We start from the raw sequence: 21474 nt of genomic DNA, 5'->3' as shown, positions 1-21474 counted from the left end.
GTGGCCTGTGTGAAGGGCGCTCCCGGCGACCTCTGCTGCGTGACTTCCCTTCCCCTACCAGCGCCCCCTGACACCGGGGCCGCCGGACCTGAACGTCCGGATACTGAACGGGCGGTCGGGTGGAGTCAAGGAATCGCGCGGGAATCCGCGCCCATCCCGCGCGGGTCTCTGCCCGGCACCCCGCCGCTTGGGGCAGACTGCCCGGTCCATGCCCGTCGATCGACAGGACCTCGAGGCCCGCATCGCCGCCGCCCGCAGCGACGACACCGTCCGCGGGCTCGTCTTCAACGCGCTGTTCTCGGTGGTGCGGGAGGTGGCCGGCGACGAGGCCGCGCGCGCCTGCGACCCCACCGGCAAGGCGAGCCGGGTCGAGTTCTTCAGCTACCCGGTGACCGACTTCCTGGCGCTCGCGGCGGCGGTCGCGGACCGGATCGGCGGGCGCCTCGGCGGCGAGCAGCAGGCGTTCTTCCGGATCGGGCACCGCGCCGGCGGGATGGTGCTCGACTCGATGGTCGGCAAGACCATGCTGGCGCTCTCGGAGGCGGGCGGCGCGCGCCAGCTGCTCGCGAACGTCCCGAGCGCCTACAAGGGCGCGGTGAGCTACGGCGAGCGGCGGCTGGAGTGGACCGGCGAGCGCCGGGCCCGCGTCACGTTCCGCCGCGAGCTGCTCGCGCCGCCGTTCCACTGCGGCGTGTTCACCGCGGTGCTGGAGCGGGTCGGGGCGAAGGACATCCGCACCGAGGCGCGCCAGACCAGCGGGCTCGACGCGGAGTGCGAGCTGGCCTGGGAGGCGGCGTAGACGCAGGGTGAAGCCCGGCCCCCGGCGGGCCCGGGCTCAGAGCGCGTGAATCCATCCCCGGACCGAGCCAGGCGGTCGAGACGCGAGCAGCGCGAGGCGCGACGACCGAGCATGCCCCGAGGCATGCGAGGGAGGAGCAACGACGCGATGCGACGCGGATCGGCCGCCGCGGCGACGGGAGGGGATGGGTTCACGCTCTCTCAGGCCTCGGCGCCGCCGCCGCCCACCAGGAAGCCGGCCGGATCGAGCCCGAGCCGCCGCACCGCGGTCTCCCAGCGCTTCTCCATGGGCACGTCGAACACGAGGTCGCCCTGCAGCGGCAGGGGCACCCACGCGCCCTCGCCGACCTCGCGCTCGACCTGGAGCGGCGCCCAGCCGGCGTAGCCGAGCAGCAGCAGGTACGGCCCCGGGTCGCGCGCGCGCACCAGCGCCTCCAGCAGCTCGCGCGAGCCGCCCAGCGCGAGCCCGGCCCCCAGCGCCACCGCGCCCTCCTCCGGCGCCGCCGGCCCGGGCCGGAACAGGATCCAGAGCCGCTCCGGCTGCACCGGCCCGCCCACCAGCACCGGGTCGTCCGCCCGCCCGGCGCCCTCGGCGCGCTCCCGCAGCCCCGCGTCCAGCCCGCCGAGCACGTCCGCCACCGTGATGGGCCCGGGCCGGTTCACCACGAAGCCGAGCGCGCCCTGCGCGTGGTGCTCGGCCATGAGCACGAGCGAGCCGTTGAAGTTCGGGTCCGCCAGCGCCGGCGCCGCGACGAGGAAGCCGGGCGCGAGTCCGGCGGGAGCGTCCTGAGGCATGTGCGTCCTCCGGTGGGGCCGAGCGACGCCCGGAGATCTCGCGCGCCGCGGTGGGGAGTGCAAGCCGGTGCGACGTGGGCGCGCGCCGGGCGGGTGTGCGCGGCCGCGCAGGTGCCGTACCACCCCTGGGTGGGGGCGCCCCGGGAGGGGATGCGTCCAACCCTGCGTCATCGCTCCGCGGGTGCGCGGCACCCCGCTGGCAATGGGGCGCCCGGTCGGCCCTCGGTGCCGACGGGGAGCGAACGATGGGGAAGCTGTACGACACCATCCGCCAGATCGACGCCGTGATCGCGCGCAAGAACCTGCCGGTCTTCAAGACCAAGGGGCTCATCGCGATCCACGTGGGCTTCTCGCTGGCGCTGGTCGAGGAGGCCACGCCGGACGACGAGGCCAAGATCGACGCGCTCCGCCGCGTGGCGCGGCAGGTGCTGGGCGAGCCCATCCCGTAGCGCGGGGGTCCCGACATGAAGGCCATCTCGATCAAGACGAAGCTGGTCCTCGCCATCGTGGCCGCTCTCGCGGTGGTGGCGCTCGCGGTCGCCGCGGTGGTGCGGGGCGCCGCCGAGCGCAACGTGCGGCTGGTGGGCGCCGAGGCCATCCGCGCGGCGGGCGGGACGTTCGCCGCCATGCAGCGCGCCGACGTCGAGAAGCTGGACGCGACGCTCTCCGTGCTCGCCGCGAACCCCGCGTTCGCCGAGGCGTTCGCGGCGCGCGATCGCGAGCGGCTGCTGGCGCTCGCGGCGCCGGTGTTCGCCGGGCTGCGCGCGCAGCACGACATCACCCACTGGTACTTCGTCGACCCGGCGCGGACCTGCTTCCTGCGCGTCCACAAGCCCGAGCAGCACGGCGACATGGTGGGGCGCGCCACGCTCGCGCAGGCGGTCGAGTCGGGCGCGCGCGGGGCGGGGATGGAGCTCGGCCAGACCGCGTTCGCCCTGCGCGTGGTCCGGCCGCTGGCGCACGCGGGCGCGGCGCTCGGCTACGTGGAGCTGGGCGAGGAGGTGGACCACTTCCTCGGCCGCATGAGCGCGCAGACCGGCGATGCCTATGCGCTGGTCGTGGAGAAGAAGTTCCTCGACCGCGCCGCCTGGGCCGCCACGCGCGAGGGCCGGCGCGATCCCTGGGACGACCAGCCCGCCACGGTGGTGGTGGACGCGACCGCCGACGACCCGGCGCTCACCGCGTTCCAGGGCGACCTCGCCGAGGTACCGGACGAGGGCCAGCTGGTGGACGAGCTGGAGCGCGGCGGGCGCACGTTCGCGCGCGGCCTGGTGCCGGTGCGCGACGCGGCGGGGCGCCGGGTGGGCGCGCTGTTCGTGCTCCACGACATCACCGACGTGCACGCCACGTTCATGCGCGCCCGCACGCGGGTGTTCGCGGTGATCTGCGCCATGGCGCTGCTGCTCGCGGGCGTGCTGGTGCTGCTGCTGCAGCGGCTGGTCTTCGGCCGGCTGGGTCGCATGATCTCCACCATGGAGGACCTCTCCGCGCGGCTCGCGGGCGGCGACCACGACGTGACCGCGCCGCCCCCAGGGCCGCCCGACGAGATCGGCCGGTTCGAGGACTTCTTCGGCCGCTTCCTGGCGGTGGTCGGCGGGCAGCTGAAGGAGCTGACGCGGCGCCGGACGGGGTAGGGCGGCGGCCCGGCTCCCTCCCGCTCATCCCGAGCGCAGCGCGGCCGCGCGGAGTCGCGGGAGCGACTACCCGCCGCCGAGCGGGGCGCGCAGCACGGCCTCGTAGCGGGCGCCCCTCGGCGAGAGGTGCGATTCGAACAGCACCAGCTCGGTCGCGCGCCAGCCGAAGCCGTCGGCGTGCGCCTGCGCGGCGAGCGCGCCGCCGAGCCCCGGGGCGCCGCGCGGATCCCGCGCGCGGCCCAGCGTGAGGTGCGGCGAGAACGGGCGCGACTCGGGCGCGAAGCCGAGCGGCGCGAGCCGGGCGCCGAGGTCGGCCACCAGCGCCGACAGCGCGGCCACGTCGCCGCCGAGCCCGAGCCAGACCACCCGCGGGCGGCGCGCGTTGGGGAAGCCGCCCGCGCCGCTCACCTCGAGCGCCATGGGCCGGGCGCCGGCGGCGGCCGCCTCGACCGCGGCGCGCACCGCCTCCACCCGCTCCTCGGGCACCGCCCCCAGGAACTGCAAGGTCAGGTGCACGCCGTCGGGCGCCACCCAGCGGACGTCGCCGGCCGCGCGCCCGGCCGCCGCGCGGAGCGCGTCCGACGCGGCGCCGATGCGGCGTCGCACGGCGTCGGCGGGCTCGAGGGCCACGAACAGGCGGCGGGTGACCACGGCCGAGGTCTACCGCACCCGCGCGCCGCGCGCGAGGTCCGGCGCGGGCGCGGGCCCGCGCGCTACTCGACCGTCACGCTCTTCGCGAGGTTCCGCGGCTGGTCCACGTCGGTGCCCTTCAGGTCGGCCACGTGGTAGGCGAGGAACTGGAGCGGGATGATCGACAGGAGCGGCACGAGCACCGGCGGCGCGGGCGGGACGGTGATCGCCACCTCGGCCAGGCTGGCGGCGTGCGTGTCGCCCTCGGTCACGACGGCGAACACCTGGCCGCCGCGGGCGCGCACCTCCTCCATGTTGCCGAGCGTCTTCTCGTACGCCGGCTCGCGCGTCGCCAGCACCACCACCGGCAGCTCCTCGTCGATGAGCGCGATGGGGCCGTGCTTCATCTCGCCGGCGGCGTAACCCTCGGCGTGGATGTACGAGATCTCCTTCAGCTTGAGCGCGCCCTCCAGCGCCACCGGGTACTCGCTGCCGCGGCCGAGGAAGAGCACGTCGCGCGCGGCGGCGCAGCGCTTGGCGATGGGCATGAGCTGCGCCTCCTGGCGGATCATCTGCTCCATCCAGGAGGGCACGCGACGCAGGTCCTCGAGCAGCTCGCGGGCGCGCTCCGGCGACAGCGTGCCGCGCAGCCGGCCGAGCCGGACCGCCATGAGGAACAGCGCGGCGAGCTGGGTGGTGAACGCCTTCGTCGAGGCGACGCCGATCTCCGGGCCGGCGCGGGTGAACAGCGTGCCGCCGTCGCACTCGCGGCTGATGGCCGAGCCCACCACGTTGCAGATGGCGTAGGCGCGGGCGCCGCGGGCGCGGGCGATCTTCACCGCGGCGAGCGTGTCGGCGGTCTCGCCCGACTGCGAGATGGCGAGGCACAGCACCCGCTCGTCGACCAGCGGATCGCGGTTGCGGAACTCGCTCGCCAGCTCGACCTCGACCGGCACGCGCGCCAGCGACTCGATCATCTGGCGCCCGGACAGGCCGGCGTGCCAGGAGGTGCCGCAGGCGACGATCACGATCCGCTCGAGCGAGCGGGCGTAGTCCGCGGGCAGCTCCATGCCGTCGAGCGCCACGTCGCCCTGCTCCAGCGAGGCGCGCCCGCGGATGGTGTCTGCCACCGCCCGCGGCTGCTCGAAGATCTCCTTGTGCATGAAGTGCTTGTGGCCGTCCTTCTCGGCGGCCACCGCGCTCCACTCGATCTTGCGCGGCTTGCGCGCGAGCGGCTCGCCGTCGCGCCCGTACAGCGCGATGCCGGCGGGGGTGAGCACCGCCAGCTCGCCCTCCTCCAGGTAGACCACCTCGCGCGTGTGCTCGAGGATGGCGGGCACGTCGGAGGCGAGGAAGCTCTCGCCCTTGCCGTAGCCCACCACCAGCGGCGAGGCGTTCTTGGCGGCGACGATCTCCTCCGGCCGCTGCTGCGAGACCACCGCGATGGCGTACGTGCCCTTCACCTGCGCGAGCGCCTGGCCCACGGCAGCGCGCAGGTCGCGCGCGCCGGCGGCGAGCGCGTCCGCGATGAGGTGCGCGAAGATCTCGGTGTCGGTCTCCGACGAGAACTTGTGGCCGCGCGCGGCCAGCGCCGCCTTCAGCTCGAGGTGGTTCTCGATGATCCCGTTGTGGACCACCGCGACCCCGCCGTAGCAGTGCGGGTGCGCGTTCTCGTCCGAGGGCTTGCCGTGGGTCGCCCAGCGGGTGTGGCCGATGCCGGTCGTGCCGGCGAGCGGCGCGTCGGCGAGCAGCGCCACCAGGTTCTGCAGCTTGCCCTTCGCCCGCTTCACCGCCAGGCCGTTCGGCCCGACCACCGCCACGCCCGCCGAGTCGTACCCACGGTACTCGAGCTTCCGGAGACCACCCACGATGAGATCCACGCACTGCCGGGGGCCGACGTAACCAACGATTCCGCACATAGGGTCGCCTCAATACCACGCGGGGCGCGCGCGCTGCTAACTCGCCCGCCGGGCGGCCGGGCGGCCCTTGCGGGCGGACGCCGGGCCGGTGGCCGTCCCCTTCATCTGCTTCTCCGCCTGCCGCTGGGCCACCCACCCCTCCTTCGTCACCTGGCGTGCCCGGCCGAGCGCCAGGGCGCCTGCCGGCACCGGGTCGGTGAGCGTGGAGCCTGCCGCGACGTAGGCGCCGGCGCCGATCTCGATGGGCGCGACCAGGATGGAGTCGGAGCCGATGAACGCCCCCTCGCCGATCCGCGTCGGGTTCTTGCGCTCCCCGTCGTAGTTGCAGGTGATCGTGCCGGCGCCGATGTTCGCGCCCGCGCCGATCTCCGCGTCGCCGAGGTAGGCGAGGTGGTTCGCCTTCGCACCCTTCCCGAGCCGGCTCTTCTTCACCTCGACGAAGTTGCCCACGTGCGCCTCGGGGCCGATGTCGGCGCCCGGGCGGAGGCGCGAGAACGGGCCCAGGATGGCGCCCTCGGCGACCTGCGCCTCCGAGATCACGGTGTACGGGTTCACCGTCACGCCGTCGGCGAGGACGCCGTCGGTGATGACCGCGCCGACGCCCACCCGCGTGCGCGCGCCGACGCGGGTGCGACCGCGCAGCCGCACGTTCGGCTCGATCACCGCGTCCGCGCCGATCTCCACGCCCTCGTCGCAGTCGAAGCGGGCCGGGTCCTCGATGGTCACGCCCGCGCGCATGAACGCCTCGGCGAGCCGGCCCACCATCACGCGGTTCGCCCGCGAGAGCTCGACCCGATCGTTGACGCCGGAGGCCTCCTCGGCGGGGACCTCGACGCCCGCCACGCCGCCCGCCTGCGCGGCCATGGGCACCAGGTCGGTGAGGTAGAACTCGCGCTGCGCGTTGGCGGTGCCCACCTTCGCGAGCTTCTTCCAGAGCAGCTCCGCGTCCACGCAGTACAGCCCGGCGTTCACCTCGCGCACCGCGCGCTCGGCCTCGGTCGCGTCCTTCTCCTCCACGATGCGCGCCGGCCGGCCGCGCGCGTCACGCACCACCCGGCCGTAGCCGCGCGGGACCTCGAGGGTCATGGTGGCGAGCGAGACCGCGGCGCGGGCCCGGCGGCCGGCGGACACGACCGCCTCGAGCGTCTCGGCGCGGAGCAGCGGCGTGTCGCCGGAGAGGATCAGCACCGGGCCGCGGTAGCCGCGCAGGGCGCGCTTCGCCGCGAGCACCGCGTGCGCCGTCCCGAGCTGCTGCTCCTGGACCGCGAAGCGCAGCGGCGCCTCGGGGAGCGCGGCGGAGAGGGCCGCCTCCACCGCCTCGGCCTGGTGGCCCACCACCACCACCACCGGGCTCGCGCCCAGCTCCAGGGCGCGCTTCACCGGATAGTACGCGAGCGGCCGGCCCGCGACCTCGTGCAGGACCTTGGCCTTGTTCGACTTCATCCGGGTGCCCTTGCCGGCGGCGAGGACGATGGCGGCGAGCGGTGTGCGGGTGCGTGGCATGGTCGCGGAGGCTAGGCGCGGGTGGGGGCTGCGATCAAGCCTGCGCACGTGTGACCCGGAGCGCGGGCCTCCGGGCGGCGCCGGCGGGGGGCCCGGAGGTGCCCGCTGGACCGATCGGGAGGGGGATCCCGGCGTGGTAGAGGTCCGGCATGCCGCTCCTGCTCGCCCTCCTGCTCTCGGCCACCGCCGCCTCCCCGCGCGGCGCGGTCGCCACCGGCCACCCCGCCGCCAGCGCCGCCGCCGCGCAGGTGCTGCGGGAGGGCGGGAACGCGGTGGACGCGGCCGTGGCCGCGGCGTTCGCGCTCGGCGTGGTCGAGCCGCAGTCGTCCGGGATCGGCGGCGGCGGGTTCGCGCTCGTGTACCTGGCGCGGGAGGACCGGGTGGTGGCGCTCGACTTCCGGGAGGTGGCGCCCGCCGGCGCGTCCGCGACCATGTTCGCCGGCGGCGCCGCGGGGGCGGGGCCCTCGCGCTCGCTCGACGGCGGCCTGGCGGTGGCGGTGCCCGGGGCGGTGAAGGGGTACGCCGAGCTGGCGCGGCGCTTCGGGACCCGGCCGCTGCGGCGGCTGGTGGAGCCGGCCGCGCGCCTCGCCGAGCAGGGCGCGCCCGTGAACCTGCACTACGTGCGAACCGCGCGGGCCCGCCTCGCGTGTCTGGGCGCGCGCCCCGAGGCCGCGCGCACCTTCCTCGACCGCGGCGCCGGCAATGCGCCGGTCGCGCCCGCGCCCGGGTGGCGGCTCCGCCAGCCCGAGCTGGCGCGCACGCTGCGGACCCTCGGGCGCGACCCCGAGGCGTTCTATCGTGGGCCGCTCGCCCGCCGGATCGCGCGCGCCGCGCGCGCCGAGGGCGGCGTGCTGACCGAGGCGGACCTCGCCGCCTACCGCACCCGCGAGCGGACGCCGCTCGAGGGGCGCTACCGCGGCCACCGGGTGGTCTCGATGCCGCTGCCCTCGTCCGGCGGCAGCATCGTGGTCGGGCTGCTGCAGGCGCTCGAGCACGAGGACCCGCGGGCCGGCGGCTACCGGCCCGAGCGCTTCCTGCACGCCATGGCCGAGGTGGAGAAGCGGCTGTTCGCGCGGCGCGCGGTGCTCGGCGACGCCGCGTTCGTGCCCGCCGCGGCCCAGGTCGAGCGCGAGCTCGTCTCGCCCGAGGGCGCCGCGCGGCTCGCCGCCGCGGTGGGCGAGCGCGCCGCCGTCGTGGACGCGCCGCCGCCCACGCAGGAGTCGAGCCAGACCTCGCACCTGTCGGTGGTGGACCGGGAGGGCAACGCGGTGGCGCTCACCACCACCGTGAACTTCTCGTTCGGCTCCTGCGTGGTCGTGCCCGGCACCGGGATCCTGCTCAACGACGAGATGGACGACTTCGACGCCGCCCCCGGGGCCGCGAACGTGTTCGGCGCCGTCGGCACCGGCGCGAACGCCCCCGCGCCCGGCAAGGTGCCGCTGTCGTCGATGGCGCCCACGCTCGTGTTCGATCGCGCCGGCAAGCTCGCCCTCGTGGTCGGCGCCGCCGGCGGGACGACGATCCCCACCACGGTGGCCCAGGTGATCTCGCACGTGGTGGACGACGGCATGGGGCTCGCCGAGGCGCTCGCCGCCCCGCGCATCCACCACCAGTGGAGGCCCGACGCGCTGCAGGTCGAGCCGAACGGGCTCGAGGCCGCCACCGCCCGCGCGCTGGAGGCGAGGGGGCACCGGCTGCTGTGGCGCGAGCGTCGCTGGTCGAACGCCCACGCCGCCCGCGTCGCCCCCGAGGGCTGGGTGGAGGCCGCGAGCGACCCGCTCCTGGAGGGCGGGGCGGCGGTGCCGTAGGCGGGGCCCTCGGCGCCGGCAGGGCGTGGCCGCGGTGCTGCAGGACGAAGCCGCGGTGCCGGCGTGCGTGGCCGCGCGGTGGGGCGAGCGGGCGCATGTATGGGGTGGCGGCGTCGGCCCGCGGATGGTTGGGCTGCCTGACGGCGGCAGCGCTGGCGGCGAGGCGAGCGGACGGACGGGCTCGCGGCGTCGGACGCCGCCTGGGCCGGCGTGGCGGCGGGCGGCGTGGCGCACGCGCGGGGCGAGCCGAGCGCGAGCGCGGTGCGGTCCGGAGCCAGTTGCGCGGAAGGGGCTGACGAGGGCGAGTCGAGGTCGCGGGCGAGGTTGCGCGCGGGCGGGGCGTGTGCGTGGGTGCGGCGCTCGTCCGCGCGACGGCGCCGCGGGAGGGCAGCGCCGGGACGAGATCGGCTCACCGGCGGGGCGGGCGTCCAGGGAGCTCGTCGGGTGAGAGCAGGCCGCGGCGGCGCCAGCCCGTGGCGAGGAGCCACGTGCGCGGGGCCGCGGTGACCTTTGGCGGTGCCGTGGTCATCGCAGGTCCGCCGCCGCGCCACCCGTCGAACCACCAGCCGGAGGAGAACCGGTCCACGCCCCCGTGCCCGACCGGCTTTCCCATCCGCGCGAGGTGGCTCCGGTGGTTGAGCAGCACGTAGGCGAGCGCGTTGCGGACCTCGGACGGCGTCGCCAGCACGCGCGCGTGGTAGCGGTCAGCGAAGACCTTCCCGCGCCGGCCCATCATGCGGTTGAGCCCCTTCGCCAGGCGGATGCAGAGCCCCTGCATCCCCGCGGAGAGCGCCCGCGCCTCCTCCGCCTCGACGATGAGGTGGAGGTGGTTCCCCTGGAGCGAGAAGTGGACCACGCGGAAGGTGCTGCGAGCCGCCGTGGCGGCCTCGAGCGCCTCCTCGATGACGCGGAGCGCGCGCAGGCTCCGCAGGTTCCAGACGTGCGGGAGCACGCGCAAGGTGACGTCCACCGGCGTGGAGCCGGTGACCGCGGGCCGCCCGTGGTGCGAGACCCCCGCCCGCGCTCCCGAGGGCTTGCGCCCCGCACCCGCCCGTCGCCCGCCATGGGTGCGGGGAGGGGAGAGCCGGAACCGGAGCTGACGAGCGCCGCGCATCATGATTGGGCAGATATTAACGCATCGTGAGACCGCCATCCACTGACCGTGTGGGTCGCAAACGTTCGCTGCGCTCGCGAGTCATGTCCCCGGGAGTCCAGACTCGTGCCTTCCCGTCTCGCGTCTGGCTCGCGGTTCATACACAGGCTCACCGCGAGCGGAGCGGTCCGCGCTGCGCCGTCTCCGGCGCACGACTGGGCGCCGTCCCTTCCGGCGGAGCGCAGTTGCGTCGTTACACCGTGAGTGCGTCTCGCGCGGAGGTACGCCGTGTCACCGCCGATGCCAGGCTCACCGCCCGAACCGTTCGCGAGGGGTTGAAGGGTCGCAGTCCGTGTCACCGACCCACGCCAGGCTCGCCGCTGAACTGTCAGCGATGTCCTGATTGGTTCCGTCACCGCTCGACGCCCGCCTCACCCCGAACCGTCAGCGATGTCTCGACTGGTTTCGACGCCAGGCTCGCCGCTGAACTGTCAGCGATGTCCTGACTGGTTCCGTCACCGCTCTACGCCCGCCTCACCCCGACTGTCAGCGATGTCTCGATTGGTTCCCGTTCCGTTCCACCGATCTCCCCCCGCGCCCTGCGCCTCCCCCTCCAGCCTCTCGCAAGCCGATCCCGCCATCCCCGGCTCCGGCCACACGGCCACGCCCCCCGAACGCCCCGCACCCTCAAAGCCCCCCCGCCCGCCATCCGGCCCCCGCCCCCCGCACCCTCAAGCCCCCCCTCCACATCCCCCGAACCCCCCGCACCCTCAAAGCCCCCCCTCCACATCCCCCGCCCATCCCCGGCCCCCGCCCATCCCCGCCCCCCGGGCCCACCCCCTCCCCCCGGTTGCGCTATCCTCCCCCGACGCGATGCCCGACGACTTCCTCACCGCCTCCGCGCGCGCGGCGCTCACCGCCGAGGTCCGCCGGCTCTCCGGTGCGCTCCGCGACGCGCAGCGGGCGCTCGCGGCGCTCGGCGGCGCCTCGCTCCCGGGGCTGCACCTCGTGCTCGAGACCGGAGGCCGGCGGGCGCTCCTGCCGGTGGCGCAGGTGACGGAGGTGGTCCGCATGGTCGCGCTCTCGCCGCTGCCGGGGGCGCCGGCCCACGTGCTCGGGACCTTCTCCTGGCGCGGGGTGCCGGTGGTGGCGGCGGACCTGGCCGCGGCGGCGGGCGCGCGTGCGGACCTCGACCTGGACGCGCGCGTGGTGATCCTCGCGGGCGCGCCGGCGCTGGGCCTGGCGGTGGAGCGCGTGGTGGGCACGGTGGACGCGCCGAAGCTGTTCGAGGGCGATCCGGCCGAGGCGGCGCCGGAGGGCTGGCGGGGCTCGCCGCTCGTGGCCGGACTGTGCGTGGATGGCGGCGAGGTCCTCCCGCTCCTCGACCCGTCGCCGCTGCGCGCGGCGCTGGCGGGCGCGGGCGCGCCGGCGGCACCGTGACGGACGGCGCCCCGGGGCCGGCGGCGCTCGCCGCGGTGGCCCGCGCGCTCGCCGCGGAGACGGGGCTCTCCCTCGCGAGCGGCCTGGGCGACGCGCTGCGCGCTGCCCTGGACCGTGCCGCGGACGACCGGGGCACGACGCCGGCGCGGCTCGCGACTGCGGTGGCGGGGGGTGACGCCGCGGCGCTGGCGGCGCTGGTGGAGCAGGCGGCGGTGCGCGAGACCTCGTTCTGGCGCCACCCCGAGCAGCTCGCCGCGCTGGCACGGCTCGCCGGCGGCCGCCCGGCGCCGCTCCGCCTCTGGTCGGCGGGCTGCGCGAGCGGCGAGGAGGCCTACGGGCTCGCCATGCTGCTGCGCGAGGCGGGTCGGGACGCCGCCGCGGGCGACCGGATCCTCGCGACCGACCTCTCCGCCCGCGCGCTCGAGGCGGCGCGGCGCGCGCGCTACGGGCCGCGGGCGCTCCGGCGGGTCCCGCCGGCGATCGCGGCGCGCTGGCTCCTGCCGGCCGGCTCGGACGGCGCGCGGGTGGTGCACCCCGACGTGCGCGCGCCGGTGGAGCTCCGACACCACAACCTCGTCCGCGACCCGCTCCCCGGGCCCCCGTTCGACGCGGTGCTGTGCCGGAACGTCCTCATCTACTTCGACCCGGCCGTCGCGGCGACGGTGCTGCGCGCGCTGCTCGCCGCGGTGCGTCCCGGGGGCTGGCTGGTCCTCGGCCCGGTGGAGCTGCCGCTCGCGGCGGAGCTCCCGGTGGAGTGGGTGGAGGACGGCGGGGCGACGCTGCTGCGGCGCCCGCGCTGATCGCGCCGCAGCGCCCCGCCGCGGCGTCCGCGCGGGCTTTCCCCGCCACGGCCGGTTACGATCCCGCCGTGTTCGACGCCTTCCTCCACGCCGGCGCGCTCGGGGCGCGCGAGGTCGCCGATCTCCGCTTCTTCGGGATCGAGGGGGCGCTGGTGCCGTCCGGCGACGCGGTGGTCACGGCCACGCCCGCGGCCATCCGCCGCGGCTGGGACCAGGTGTCCACCGCCGCCCGGCGCCTGCGCCGCGGCGGCCTCGCGGCCTGGGCGGCCCTCGGCATCCACCCGCGCCGGATCCCGGCGCGCGGCCTGGAGGCGCTGCTCGCCGAGCTGCCGGACGCGCTGGGCCGCCGGGAGGTGGCGGCGCTCGGCGCGGTCGGGCTGGCCGAGGGCGGCGCGCTGGAGGAGCGGGTGCTGGCGCGCCAGCTCGAGCTGGCGCGCGAGCTGCGGCTGCCGGTCGTCGCGGCGGTGCCGCTGCGCGGGCGCGAGCGCCTCACCCGGCGGCTGCTCGCGGCGCTGCGCGAGTCGGAGCTGGAGCCGGCGCGGGTGCTGGTGGCCGGCGCCGATGAACGCACCGTGAAGGCGATCCGCGCCTGCGGCCACCTGGCGGGCCTGGCGCTGTCCGGCGGCGCGGGCCCACGCGGCGCGGTGGACGCGGCGGTGCGGATGGTGGCGTCGCTCGGGCCGGAGGGGATCGTCCTCGGCTCGGACGCCGGCGTGGGCGGGGGGGACCTGCTGGCGCTGGCGCGGGCGGCCGACCGGATGGCGAAGGCCGGGCTCGCGCCCGCCGTCATCCGCCGCGTGTGCGGCGCGAACGTGATCCGCTTCCTCGGCGTCGATCCGGCGGGGCTGCGGGGCCGCGGGTCCAGTGCCCGCTCCGCCCGCCCTTCTTCTCGATGAGCTCGATCGCCGTGATCGACATGCCCTTCTCGTACCGCTTCAGCATGTCGTAGATGGTCAGGCACGCGGCCGAGACCGCCGCGAGCGCCTCCATCTCCACGCCGGTCCGGTCCACCGTCCGCACGGTCGCCTCGACCGCCACGCCGCCCGGGCCCGGCACCGCGCTCACGTCCACGGCGGACAGCGCGATGGGGTGGCAGAGCGGCACCAGGTCCGGCGTCTTCTTCGCCGCCATGATGCCCGCCAGGCGCGCGGCCGCGAGCACGTCGCCCTTCTCCACCTCGCCCGCGCGGATCCTGCCCACCGTGTCGGCGGACATCGCCACGAAGCCGTGCGCCACGGCCACGCGCTCGGTCTTCGGCTTCGCGCCGACGTCGATCATCTTCATGGCTAGTTCCAGCTCTCGGTGACGTGCTCGCCCAGCCAGCGCTCCGCGTCGATGGCGGCGGAGCAGCCGGTCCCGGCCGCGCTGATCGCCTGGCGGTAGTGCGGGTCCGACACGTCGCCGGCCGCGAACACGCCCGGCACGCTGGTGGCGGTGGAGGGCGCCTTCACGGCGAGGTAGCCCACCTCGTTCATCTCGAGCTGGCCCTTGAAGATGCCGGTGTTCGGCTCGTGGCCGATGCCCATGAACACGCCCTTCAGCGGCAGCTCGCGGGTCGAGCCGTCGCGGGTGTCCTTGAGCCGGACGCCGGTGACGGCCTTGCCGTCGCCGAGGATCTCGTCCACCACCGCGTTCAGCACCAGCTCGATCTTCGGGTTCTTGCGGGCGCGGTCCTGCATGATCTTGGAGGCGCGCAGCTCGCCGCGGCGGTGCACCACGTGCACCTTGCTCGCGTACTTGGTGAGGAAGCTCGCCTCCTCCAGCGCCGTGTCGCCGCCGCCCACCACCGCGATCTCCACCCCGCGGAAGAAGAAGCCGTCGCAGGTGGCGCAGGCCGACACGCCGCGCCCCTGGTACTGCTTCTCCGACGGGATCTGCAGCCACTTGGCGGAGGCGCCGGTGGCGACGATCACCGCGTCGGCGGTGTAGAGCGTGTCGTCCTGCCAGAGCTTGAACGGGCGCTGGGAGAAGTCCACCCGCGTGATCTCGCTCGCCTCGAAGCGCGTGCCGAAGCGCTCGGCCTGCTTCTTCATCTTCTCCATCAGCTCCGGCCCGAGGATGCCCTCGGGGAAGCCGGGGAAGTTCTCCACCTCGCTCGTGATGGTCAGCTGCCCGCCCGGCTGCATGCCCTCGAACAGCAGCGGCTGGAGGTTGGCGCGCGCGGCGTAGAGCGCCGCGGTGTAGCCCGCGGGACCGCTGCCGACGATGACGAGCCGCTCGTGCTTGGACATGGCGTGACCTCCCAGGTGCGAGGGGACCTCTGAATAGCCGCTTGGAGCCAGCGTGTCACGGCGAAGGTTCGCCCGCGCATCGCCCGGGCGAGGGGGCGCCGGGCGCCCCGCCGCGCGCGGTCGAAACCGTTGACGGACCGGCCGTTTTGGCGGAAGGTTCGCCTCCTCCGGGCCGTTGGCCCGACACACCTCCCGCGGAGCCCTCATCCCCATGCGCAACGTCGTCCTCGGCGCGCTCGCCGTCCTTGCGGCCGCCTGCCAGTCCCCTCGCCCGGCGCAGCCGGCGCAGCAGAAGGAGAACCCGTCGGCGCCGGTCGCCAAGGTGGGCGGCCAGGCCATCACCACGGGCGAGCTGGACGAGCTCGTGAAGAGCGACCTGAAGCAGCTCGAGCAGCAGTACGAGGAGCAGAAGTACCAGCTGAAGCGGCAGGGCCTGGAGTCGATGATCCGCCGCCGCGTCTTCGAGGCGAAGGCGAAGGCCGAGGGCATCACGCCGGACGAGCTGGTGAACCGCGACGTGGTCGCGAAGATCCCCGAGCCCGCCGACGACGAGGTCCGCGCCCTGTACGAGCGCGCCAAGGCCGGCGGCCAGCAGCTCCCGCCCATCGACCAGGTGAAGCCGGACATCGCGCGGTTCATCAAGAACCAGAAGGCGCAGGCCGAGCTGACGGCCTACTACGAGAAGCTGAAGAAGGACATGAACGTCGAGGTGCTGCTGCCCGCGTACATGCCGCCCAAGGTCGAGGTCGCGGCCACCGGCCCGTCGAAGGGCCCGAACGACGCGCCCATCACCATCGTCGAGTTCTCCGACTTCCAGTGCCCGTTCTGCGTGCGCGCCGAGCCGACCGTGAAGGACGTGATGGCCGCCTACCCGGGCAAGGTCCGGGTGGTCTACCGCGACTTCCCGCTTCCCTCGCACGACCTCGCGCCGAAGGCCGCCGAGGCGGCGCACTGCGCCGGCGACCAGGGCAAGTACTGGGAGATGCACGACCGGCTGTTCGCGGCGAACGGCAAGCTCGCCGTGGACGACCTGAAGGGCTACGCGCGCGAGGTCGGCGCGGACGGCGCGAAGTTCGACCGCTGCCTCGAGTCCGGCGAGAAGGCCCCGGTGGTGCAGGAGCACCACAAGGCCGGCGAGGCGGCCGGCGTGAGCGGGACCCCGGCGTTCTTCATCAACGGCCGGCTGATCTCCGGCGCGCAGCCGCTGGAGGCCTTCAAGGCCGTCATCGACCAGGAGCTGAAGGCGGCGGGCAAGCAGTAGGCCCCGACCTCAGGCTGGCGAAGCCGGCGGCCCCGTCCTAGATCCGGACGCGGCCGCCGTGCCGTTTCGGAGGTGTCGAGTGGGCGCATACGGGCAGGGTGAGGGCGCGACGCTGGGCGAGCGCCGGAAGACGCGGCAGATCCGCGTCGGCAACGTGCGGATCGGCGGCGACGCGCCCATCGCGGTGCAGTCGATGACGACCACGCAGACCGCCGACGCCGCGGCGACGCTGACCCAGATCCGGGCGCTGGCCGAGGCGGGCGCCGACGTGGTGCGCCTGGCCGTGCCGGACCAGGACGCCGCCGCCGCGCTGCCGGAGATCGTGAAGGCCACGCCGGTGCCGCTGGTGGCCGACATCCACTTCGACTACCGGCTGGCGCTCGCCGCGCTGAAGGCCGGGATGCACGGCATCCGCCTCAACCCCGGCAACATCGGCTCGCGCGATCGCGTCCGCGAGGTGGTGAAGGCCGCCCGCGAGCGCATGGTGCCGGTGCGCATCGGCGTGAACGCCGGCTCGCTGGAGAAGGACATCGTCGAGAAGCACGGCTGGCCCACCGCCGCCGGCATGGTGGAGAGCGCCGAGCGCCACATCCGCTTCCTCGAGGACGAGGGCTACCGCGAGATCAAGGTCTCGCTGAAGGCGCACGACGTCGCCATGACCGTGCAGGCGAACCGGCTCTTCTCGCGCCAGTTCGACTACCCGCTCCACCTCGGCGTCACCGAGGCCGGCACGCTGCTCGCCGGCACGGTGAAGAGCGCCGCGGGGCTGGGCATCCTGCTGGGCGAGGGCATCGGCGACACCATCCGCATCTCCCTCACCGCCGATCCGGTCGAGGAGGTGCGGGTGGCGCGCATGCTGCTCACCTCGCTCGGCCTCAAGTTCGGCGGGGCCACGCTCACCTCCTGCCCCACCTGCGGCCGGTGCTCGGTGGACATGATCCCGGTGGCCGAGCGCGTCGAGCGCCGCCTCGCCACGCTGAAGGGCGAGGTGCAGGTGGCGGTGATGGGCTGCGAGGTGAACGGGCCGGGCGAGGCGGCCGCCGCCGACGTCGGGATCGCCTACGGCCACAACGGCGTGGGGCTGCTGTTCCGCGACGGCAAGATCGTGAAGCGCATGAAGGCGGAGGAGCTGGAGGAGGCGCTGGTGGCCGAGGCCATCCAGATCTCCGGCCAGCGCGCGCCGAAGTAGCGCCCCGCGAGCGGAGCGAGCCCGCCGGGGCGCCGTCGGGTCCGCGGCGAAGCCGCCCGCGGCGGCGCAAGGGACCCGGCGAGCAGGGTGGGGCCCCGCGGAGCTCCGCTCCGTGGGGCGGGGCGCAGCCCCGTCAGATCATGCGTGAACGACAGCGTGAGCCGCGACACCGCAGGTGATCGCGGCTCACGGACTGTCGTTCACGGCGCGCGGCCCGCGGCGAGCGCGGCGAGATACGCCGCGAGCGCGCGGCGGTCGGCGTCGGTGCCGCGGAACGGCGGCATGGCCGGGTTCAGCTCCGGCAGGCGCCCCAGCGCCTCGTAGGCGCGCGGGGCGTCCCAGCCCGCCACCCGCGGCGCGAGCGGGATCTCCCGGTGGCAGTGCCAGCACTGCTGCGTGAGCACGCGCTTGCCCTGGGCGGCGAGCTCCGGGGTCTCCACCGCCGGGGGCGCGCGGCGGCCGAAGGTGCCGGCCGGGAGCTGCGACAGGAGGGCCGCCCCCAGCGCCAGGACCACCGCGGCGGCGAGCGCGTAGCGGGTGCGCGCAGGCATGAGGTTCCATTGTATAACCCACCCCCATGCACGCCGTCCGCTACAGCCAGGCCTTCATCCCCACGCTCAAGGAAGCGCCCGCCGACGCGCAGGTCGCGAGCCACAAGCTGCTCGTCCGGGCCGGCTTCATCCGCCAGCTCGGCGCCGGCATCTACGACTACCTGCCGCTCGCGAAGCGCTCCCTCGCGAAGGTCGAGGCGATCGTGCGCGAGGAGATGGACGCCATCGGCGGCCAGGAGTTCTACCTGCCCGCCCTCCACCCCGCGGAGATCTGGAAGGAGTCCGGCCGGTGGGACGTGATGGGCGACAACATGTTCCGGCTGAAGGACCGCAAGGGCGGCGACTACTGCCTCGGCATGACGCACGAGGAGATCTTCACCGCCGTCGCGCGCGACGAGCTGCGCAGCTACCGGCAGCTCCCGCAGGTCTGGTACCAGATCCAGACGAAGTTCCGCGACGAGCCGCGGCCCAAGTCCGGCCTGCTGCGAGTCCGGCAGTTCACCATGAAGGACGCGTACTCCTTCGACGTGGACCGGGCCGGGCTCGACAGGAGCTACGAGGACCAGCGCCGGGCCTACGAGAAGATCTTCACCCGCTGCGGCCTCGACTTCGTGGCGGTGCAGGCGCACTCCGGCTCGATGGGCGGCAGCGAGTCCTCCGAGTTCATGGTGCGCACCGACGCCGGCGAGGACCTGGTGGCCGCGTGCCCGAGGTGCCGGTACGCCGCCAACACCGAGACCGCCACCTCGCGCGTCGCCGCGGAGGCGGACGGCCCCGGGCTCGGGACGCCCGAGAAGTTCGCCACCCCCGGCGTGGTCACCATCGAGGCGCTGGAGCAGGCGCCGTACTCGGTGGCGGCGCGGCGGCAGCTGAAGACGCTCGTGTACATGGCGGACGAGCAGCCGGTCATCGCGGTGGTGCGCGGCGACCAGGAGCTGAACGAGGCGAAGCTGCAGACAGCCACCGGCGCGGTGGCCGTCCGCCCCGCGCACCCCGAGGAGATCCCGCCGCTCATGGGCGCGCGGGCCGGCTCGCTCGGCGCGGTGCGGTTCACGAGGGCGCGCGTCCTTTTGGACCCGTCGCTCGCCGACCGCAAGGACATGGTCACCGGCGCGAACGAGGACGGCTTCCACCTGCGCGGCGTGGACGTCCGGCGCGACGTCCTCGCGCACGGCGCCACGCTGGCGGAGCTGCGCACGGTGAAGGCCGGCGAGGGCTGCCCGCGGTGCGACGGCACGCTCGACGTCTTCAAGGCGCTCGAGATCGGCCACATCTTCAAGCTCGGCACCAAGTACTCCGAGTCGATGAAGGCGACCGTGCTCGACGCCGAGGGCAAGCAGGTGCCCATCGTGATGGGCAGCTACGGCATCGGCGTGGAGCGCATCCTGGCCGCCGCCATCGAGCTGCACCACGACGACAACGGCATCGTGTTCCCGATGGCCATCGCGCCGTTCCACGCCACCGTGCTCACGCTCGGGCCGGAGCCGGAGCTGCGCAAGGCGGCCGAGGAGGTGGTGGCCGCGCTCGGGAAGGAGGGCGTCGAGGTGCTGTTCGACGACCGCGACGAGCGCGCCGGGGTGAAGTTCAAGGACGCCGACCTGCTCGGCATCCCCATCCGCATCGCGGTGGGGAAGAAGGGGCTCGCCGCCGGCAACGTGGAGTGGAAGCTGCGCAAGGGCGGCGCGGTGGAGCTCGTCCCGGTGGGCGAGGTCGCGCGCAAGGCGGCCGAGGCGGTCCGGGCGGCGACGTAGTCGGTCCGGCCCGGGCGGGCGCATCCCGCCGCGCCGGGCAGCGGAGGGGTGGATGCGCGCGAAGCTGTCGGTGGGGGCCGAGGGCCAGGTCACGTTGCCGCCGCGCGAGGCGGAGGCGCTGGGGCTCGCCGGAGGTGGCGACGCCGAGCTGGTGTCGGCGCGCGGCGCGTTCGCGCTCATCGCCCCCGCGCGCGGCGAGACGCCGCGCTCGTGGTTCGCGGGTTCGCTCTCGGCGCTCTCCGTGCCCGAGGTGATCCAGTTCGTGTTCACCTCGCTCAAGACCGGCGTGCTGCTGCTCGCGTTCGGCGCCGACGGCGAGCACGCGGCCGCGCCCGACCGGCCCGAGCAGCTGCGGCGGCGCAGCATCTTCTTCCGCGACGGGCAGGTGGTGTTCGCCTCCTCGTCCGAGCCCGCCGAGCGGCTCGGCCCGATGCTGGTGCGGTCCGGCCTGGTCCGGCCCGAGGACCAGGAGCGCTGCCGCCACCTCGTCTCCGCCGGTCATCCGCTCGGGCAGGTGCTGGTGGACCAGGGGCTGCTCTCGCCCGGCCAGCTCTACGAGGGGATGACGCTCCAGGTGACCGAGATCCTGATGGGCGCGTTCCTGGAGCCCGCCGGCACGTTCGCGTTCCTCGAGGGACGGACCGACGAGCAGAACGCGGTGAAGCTGCCCCAGCGGACCCGCGAGCTCCTGCTGGAGGGCATGCGGCGGGTCGAGGAGGCGGAGCAGCTCGGTCGCGAGCTGGGCGGGCGCGACGTGGTGCTGCACCGGGCCCGGGGCGGCGCGGACGCGGCCGGTGGGCTCGCCGCGCTGGAGGCGCGGCTCGTCGAGGCGGTGGACGGGGTGCGCACGATCGGCGAGGCGGCCCGGGCCGCCAGCCTCACCCTGCGCGAGGCGCTCGCCACCGCGGTGATGCTGGTCCGCCGCGGCGTGCTGGCGGCCCCGGCCGTGCCCGCGGCCCCGGCGCCCGAGCCGGTGCCGGAGACGCCGCGCCCGACCCCGCCGCCCGGCGTGCGCACCTCGGGGCCGTTCGAGATCTACCGCCGCATCTTCGTGCGCGTGCACGAGGCGCTCGCCGCCGCGCAGCCGGACGCCTCGGCGCGGCTCAACAGCTACTTCGAGCGCCTGCCCCCGAAGCAGCGGGCGCTGTTCGAGGGCGTCCGCCTCGCCGAGGACGGGTCGGTGGACGTGATGCTGGTGCTCGCGAACGTGCTCGCGGTCGGGACCTGGACCGGCGCGGCGGCGCGGGCGCGGGCGCTGGAGGCGCTCGAGGACCTGCTCGCGTTCGCGCTGTTCGAGGTGAAGAACTGCCTGCCCCGCCCCGAGGCCGACGCGCTGCTGCGCGAGGTCGGGCGCATGCAGGTCGGAAAGGCCTAGCCATGAAGCCGTCGGAACGGATCTGCGCCGCGCTCGACTTCCCCACCTTCGCCGCGGCGGAGCCGTTCGCGCGGGCCGTCGCGCCGGAGGTCGGCCTGCTCAAGGTGGGCCTCGAGCTGTTCGCGGCCGAAGGGCCCGCCGCGGTGCGCGGCGCGGCGCGGCTGGGCCGGCCGGTGTTCCTCGACCTGAAGCTGCACGACATCCCCAACACCGTGGAGGGCGCGGCGCGGAGCGCGGCCGCGAGCGGCGCGGCGCTGCTGACCGTGCACGCCGCCGGCGGCGCGGAGATGGTGAGGGCGGCCGTGCGCGGCGCCGGCCCCGGGGTGCGGGTGCTGGCGGTGACGGTGCTCACCAGCCTGGACGCCGCGGCGCTCGACGCCGTCGGCCTCGCCGGCCCGCCCGAGGCGGCGGTGGTCCGGCTGGCGCGGCTGGCGGTGGTCGCCGGCGCCGGCGGGATCGTCTGCTCGCCGCACGAGGTCGCGGCGGTGCGCGCGGCGGTGGGGCCCGGCCCGCTGCTGGTGGTGCCCGGGGTCCGGCCCGCGGGGGCGGCGAAGGGCGATCAAGCCCGGGTGGCGACGCCCGCCGAGGCGGTGCGCGCCGGCGCCGACGTCATCGTGGTGGGGCGACCGCTCCGCGACGCGCCGGATCCGGCCGCCGCGGCCCGCGCCATCGCCGCCGGGCTCTAGCGGGGCGACG

20 protein-coding genes are annotated in these 21474 nt (G+C 75.5%); 12 read left to right on the top strand and 8 right to left on the bottom strand.

Annotation, left to right across the window (positions count from 1 at the left end):
* Positions 1–208 precede the first annotated feature (208 nt).
* Positions 209–799, top strand: coding sequence for a DUF2378 family protein (locus A2CP1_RS20675; protein WP_015935145.1), 591 nt, complete (start codon positions 209–211; stop codon positions 797–799).
* A gap of 200 nt (positions 800–999) precedes the next feature.
* Here A2CP1_RS20675 and A2CP1_RS20670 read toward each other — a convergent pair whose 3' ends face one another.
* Entirely contained in the window at positions 1000–1593 is a 594-nt protein-coding gene (locus tag A2CP1_RS20670; RefSeq protein WP_015935144.1) for a YqgE/AlgH family protein, read from the bottom strand.
* A gap of 245 nt (positions 1594–1838) precedes the next feature.
* Here A2CP1_RS20670 and A2CP1_RS20665 point away from each other — a divergent pair, with 245 nt between their 5' ends.
* Positions 1839–2042, top strand: a complete 204-nt coding sequence (locus A2CP1_RS20665) for a hypothetical protein (protein WP_015935143.1) — start codon at positions 1839–1841, stop codon at positions 2040–2042.
* 15 nt (positions 2043–2057) lie between these two features.
* Positions 2058–3227, top strand: coding sequence for a cache domain-containing protein (locus A2CP1_RS20660; protein ID WP_015935142.1), 1170 nt, complete (start codon positions 2058–2060; stop codon positions 3225–3227).
* A gap of 66 nt (positions 3228–3293) precedes the next feature.
* On the opposite strand, the gene thpR is transcribed toward A2CP1_RS20660, so the two are convergent.
* The 3 genes from thpR to glmU all read right to left on the bottom strand — a co-directional run bounded on the left by thpR (position 3294) and on the right by glmU (position 7279).
* Complete coding sequence (thpR, locus tag A2CP1_RS20655; RefSeq protein WP_015935141.1) at positions 3294–3878, bottom strand: RNA 2',3'-cyclic phosphodiesterase; 585 nt, start codon at positions 3876–3878, stop codon at positions 3294–3296.
* 62 nt (positions 3879–3940) lie between these two features.
* Positions 3941–5776, bottom strand: a complete 1836-nt coding sequence (gene glmS, locus A2CP1_RS20650) for a glutamine--fructose-6-phosphate transaminase (isomerizing) (protein WP_015935140.1) — start codon at positions 5774–5776, stop codon at positions 3941–3943.
* Positions 5777–5812: 36 nt separating this feature from the next.
* Complete coding sequence (gene glmU, locus A2CP1_RS20645; RefSeq protein WP_015935139.1) at positions 5813–7279, bottom strand: bifunctional UDP-N-acetylglucosamine diphosphorylase/glucosamine-1-phosphate N-acetyltransferase GlmU; 1467 nt, start codon at positions 7277–7279, stop codon at positions 5813–5815.
* A gap of 149 nt (positions 7280–7428) precedes the next feature.
* Here glmU and ggt point away from each other — a divergent pair, with 149 nt between their 5' ends.
* Positions 7429–9087, top strand: a complete 1659-nt coding sequence (gene ggt / locus A2CP1_RS20640) for a gamma-glutamyltransferase (RefSeq protein WP_015935138.1) — start codon at positions 7429–7431, stop codon at positions 9085–9087.
* A 409-nt stretch (positions 9088–9496) separates the two neighbouring features.
* Here ggt and A2CP1_RS20635 read toward each other — a convergent pair whose 3' ends face one another.
* Positions 9497–10204, bottom strand: coding sequence for a hypothetical protein (locus A2CP1_RS20635; RefSeq protein ID WP_015935137.1), 708 nt, complete (start codon positions 10202–10204; stop codon positions 9497–9499).
* 849 nt (positions 10205–11053) lie between these two features.
* On the opposite strand from A2CP1_RS20635, the gene A2CP1_RS20630 reads away from it, so the two are divergent.
* The 3 genes from A2CP1_RS20630 to A2CP1_RS20620 all read left to right on the top strand — a co-directional run bounded on the left by A2CP1_RS20630 (position 11054) and on the right by A2CP1_RS20620 (position 13316).
* Positions 11054–11620, top strand: a complete 567-nt coding sequence (locus A2CP1_RS20630) for a chemotaxis protein CheW (protein WP_015935136.1) — start codon at positions 11054–11056, stop codon at positions 11618–11620.
* Positions 11617–12420: a CheR family methyltransferase gene (locus A2CP1_RS20625; protein ID WP_015935135.1), complete on the top strand. Its 804-nt coding sequence runs from the start codon at positions 11617–11619 to the stop codon at positions 12418–12420. The genes A2CP1_RS20630 and A2CP1_RS20625 overlap by 4 nt, the downstream gene beginning before the upstream one ends.
* Before the next feature lie 68 nt (positions 12421–12488).
* Positions 12489–13316, top strand: coding sequence for a TatD family hydrolase (locus A2CP1_RS20620; RefSeq protein ID WP_015935134.1), 828 nt, complete (start codon positions 12489–12491; stop codon positions 13314–13316).
* Here A2CP1_RS20620 and moaC read toward each other — a convergent pair.
* Entirely contained in the window at positions 13207–13704 is a 498-nt protein-coding gene (moaC, locus tag A2CP1_RS20615; RefSeq protein ID WP_015935133.1) for a cyclic pyranopterin monophosphate synthase MoaC, read from the bottom strand. The genes A2CP1_RS20620 and moaC overlap by 110 nt on opposite strands.
* A gap of 2 nt (positions 13705–13706) precedes the next feature.
* Positions 13707–14651 carry a thioredoxin-disulfide reductase gene (gene trxB / locus A2CP1_RS20610; RefSeq protein ID WP_015935132.1) on the bottom strand — a complete coding sequence of 315 codons (945 nt, stop codon included), beginning with the start codon at positions 14649–14651 and terminating at the stop codon, positions 13707–13709.
* Between the two features lie 211 nt (positions 14652–14862).
* On the opposite strand from trxB, the gene A2CP1_RS20605 reads away from it, so the two are divergent.
* A complete protein-coding gene (locus A2CP1_RS20605) occupies positions 14863–15912 on the top strand; it encodes a thioredoxin (RefSeq protein WP_015935131.1) in 1050 nt (349 codons plus the stop codon).
* Positions 15913–15991: 79 nt separating this feature from the next.
* On the top strand, positions 15992–17101 hold the full coding sequence (ispG, locus tag A2CP1_RS20600; RefSeq protein WP_012528017.1) for a flavodoxin-dependent (E)-4-hydroxy-3-methylbut-2-enyl-diphosphate synthase: 1110 nt from the start codon (positions 15992–15994) through the stop codon (positions 17099–17101).
* A gap of 200 nt (positions 17102–17301) precedes the next feature.
* Here the strand turns inward: ispG and A2CP1_RS20595 are convergent, their stop codons facing one another.
* Positions 17302–17652 (bottom strand): c-type cytochrome, encoded by a 351-nt coding sequence (locus A2CP1_RS20595; RefSeq protein ID WP_012528016.1) that lies wholly within the window; start codon positions 17650–17652, stop codon positions 17302–17304.
* 26 nt (positions 17653–17678) lie between these two features.
* On the opposite strand from A2CP1_RS20595, the gene A2CP1_RS20590 reads away from it, so the two are divergent.
* The 3 genes from A2CP1_RS20590 to pyrF are packed head-to-tail and all read left to right on the top strand — an operon-like array spanning position 17679 to position 21464.
* Positions 17679–19403 carry a proline--tRNA ligase gene (locus A2CP1_RS20590; RefSeq protein WP_015935130.1) on the top strand — a complete coding sequence of 575 codons (1725 nt, stop codon included), beginning with the start codon at positions 17679–17681 and terminating at the stop codon, positions 19401–19403.
* Between the two features lie 52 nt (positions 19404–19455).
* Positions 19456–20778: a DUF4388 domain-containing protein gene (locus A2CP1_RS20585; RefSeq protein WP_015935129.1), complete on the top strand. Its 1323-nt coding sequence runs from the start codon at positions 19456–19458 to the stop codon at positions 20776–20778.
* Positions 20779–20780: 2 nt separating this feature from the next.
* The gene (gene pyrF, locus A2CP1_RS20580; protein ID WP_015935128.1) at positions 20781–21464 is read left to right on the top strand and encodes an orotidine-5'-phosphate decarboxylase; all 684 of its coding nucleotides are present in this window, start codon (positions 20781–20783) and stop codon (positions 21462–21464) included.
* Positions 21465–21474 lie beyond the last annotated feature (10 nt).

Source organism: Anaeromyxobacter dehalogenans 2CP-1 (genome assembly GCF_000022145.1).
GTDB classification, from domain to species: domain Bacteria; phylum Myxococcota; class Myxococcia; order Myxococcales; family Anaeromyxobacteraceae; genus Anaeromyxobacter; species Anaeromyxobacter dehalogenans.
The sequence above is the reverse complement of the archived record's forward strand: the minus strand, read 5'-3'. Positions and strand labels throughout refer to the sequence as shown.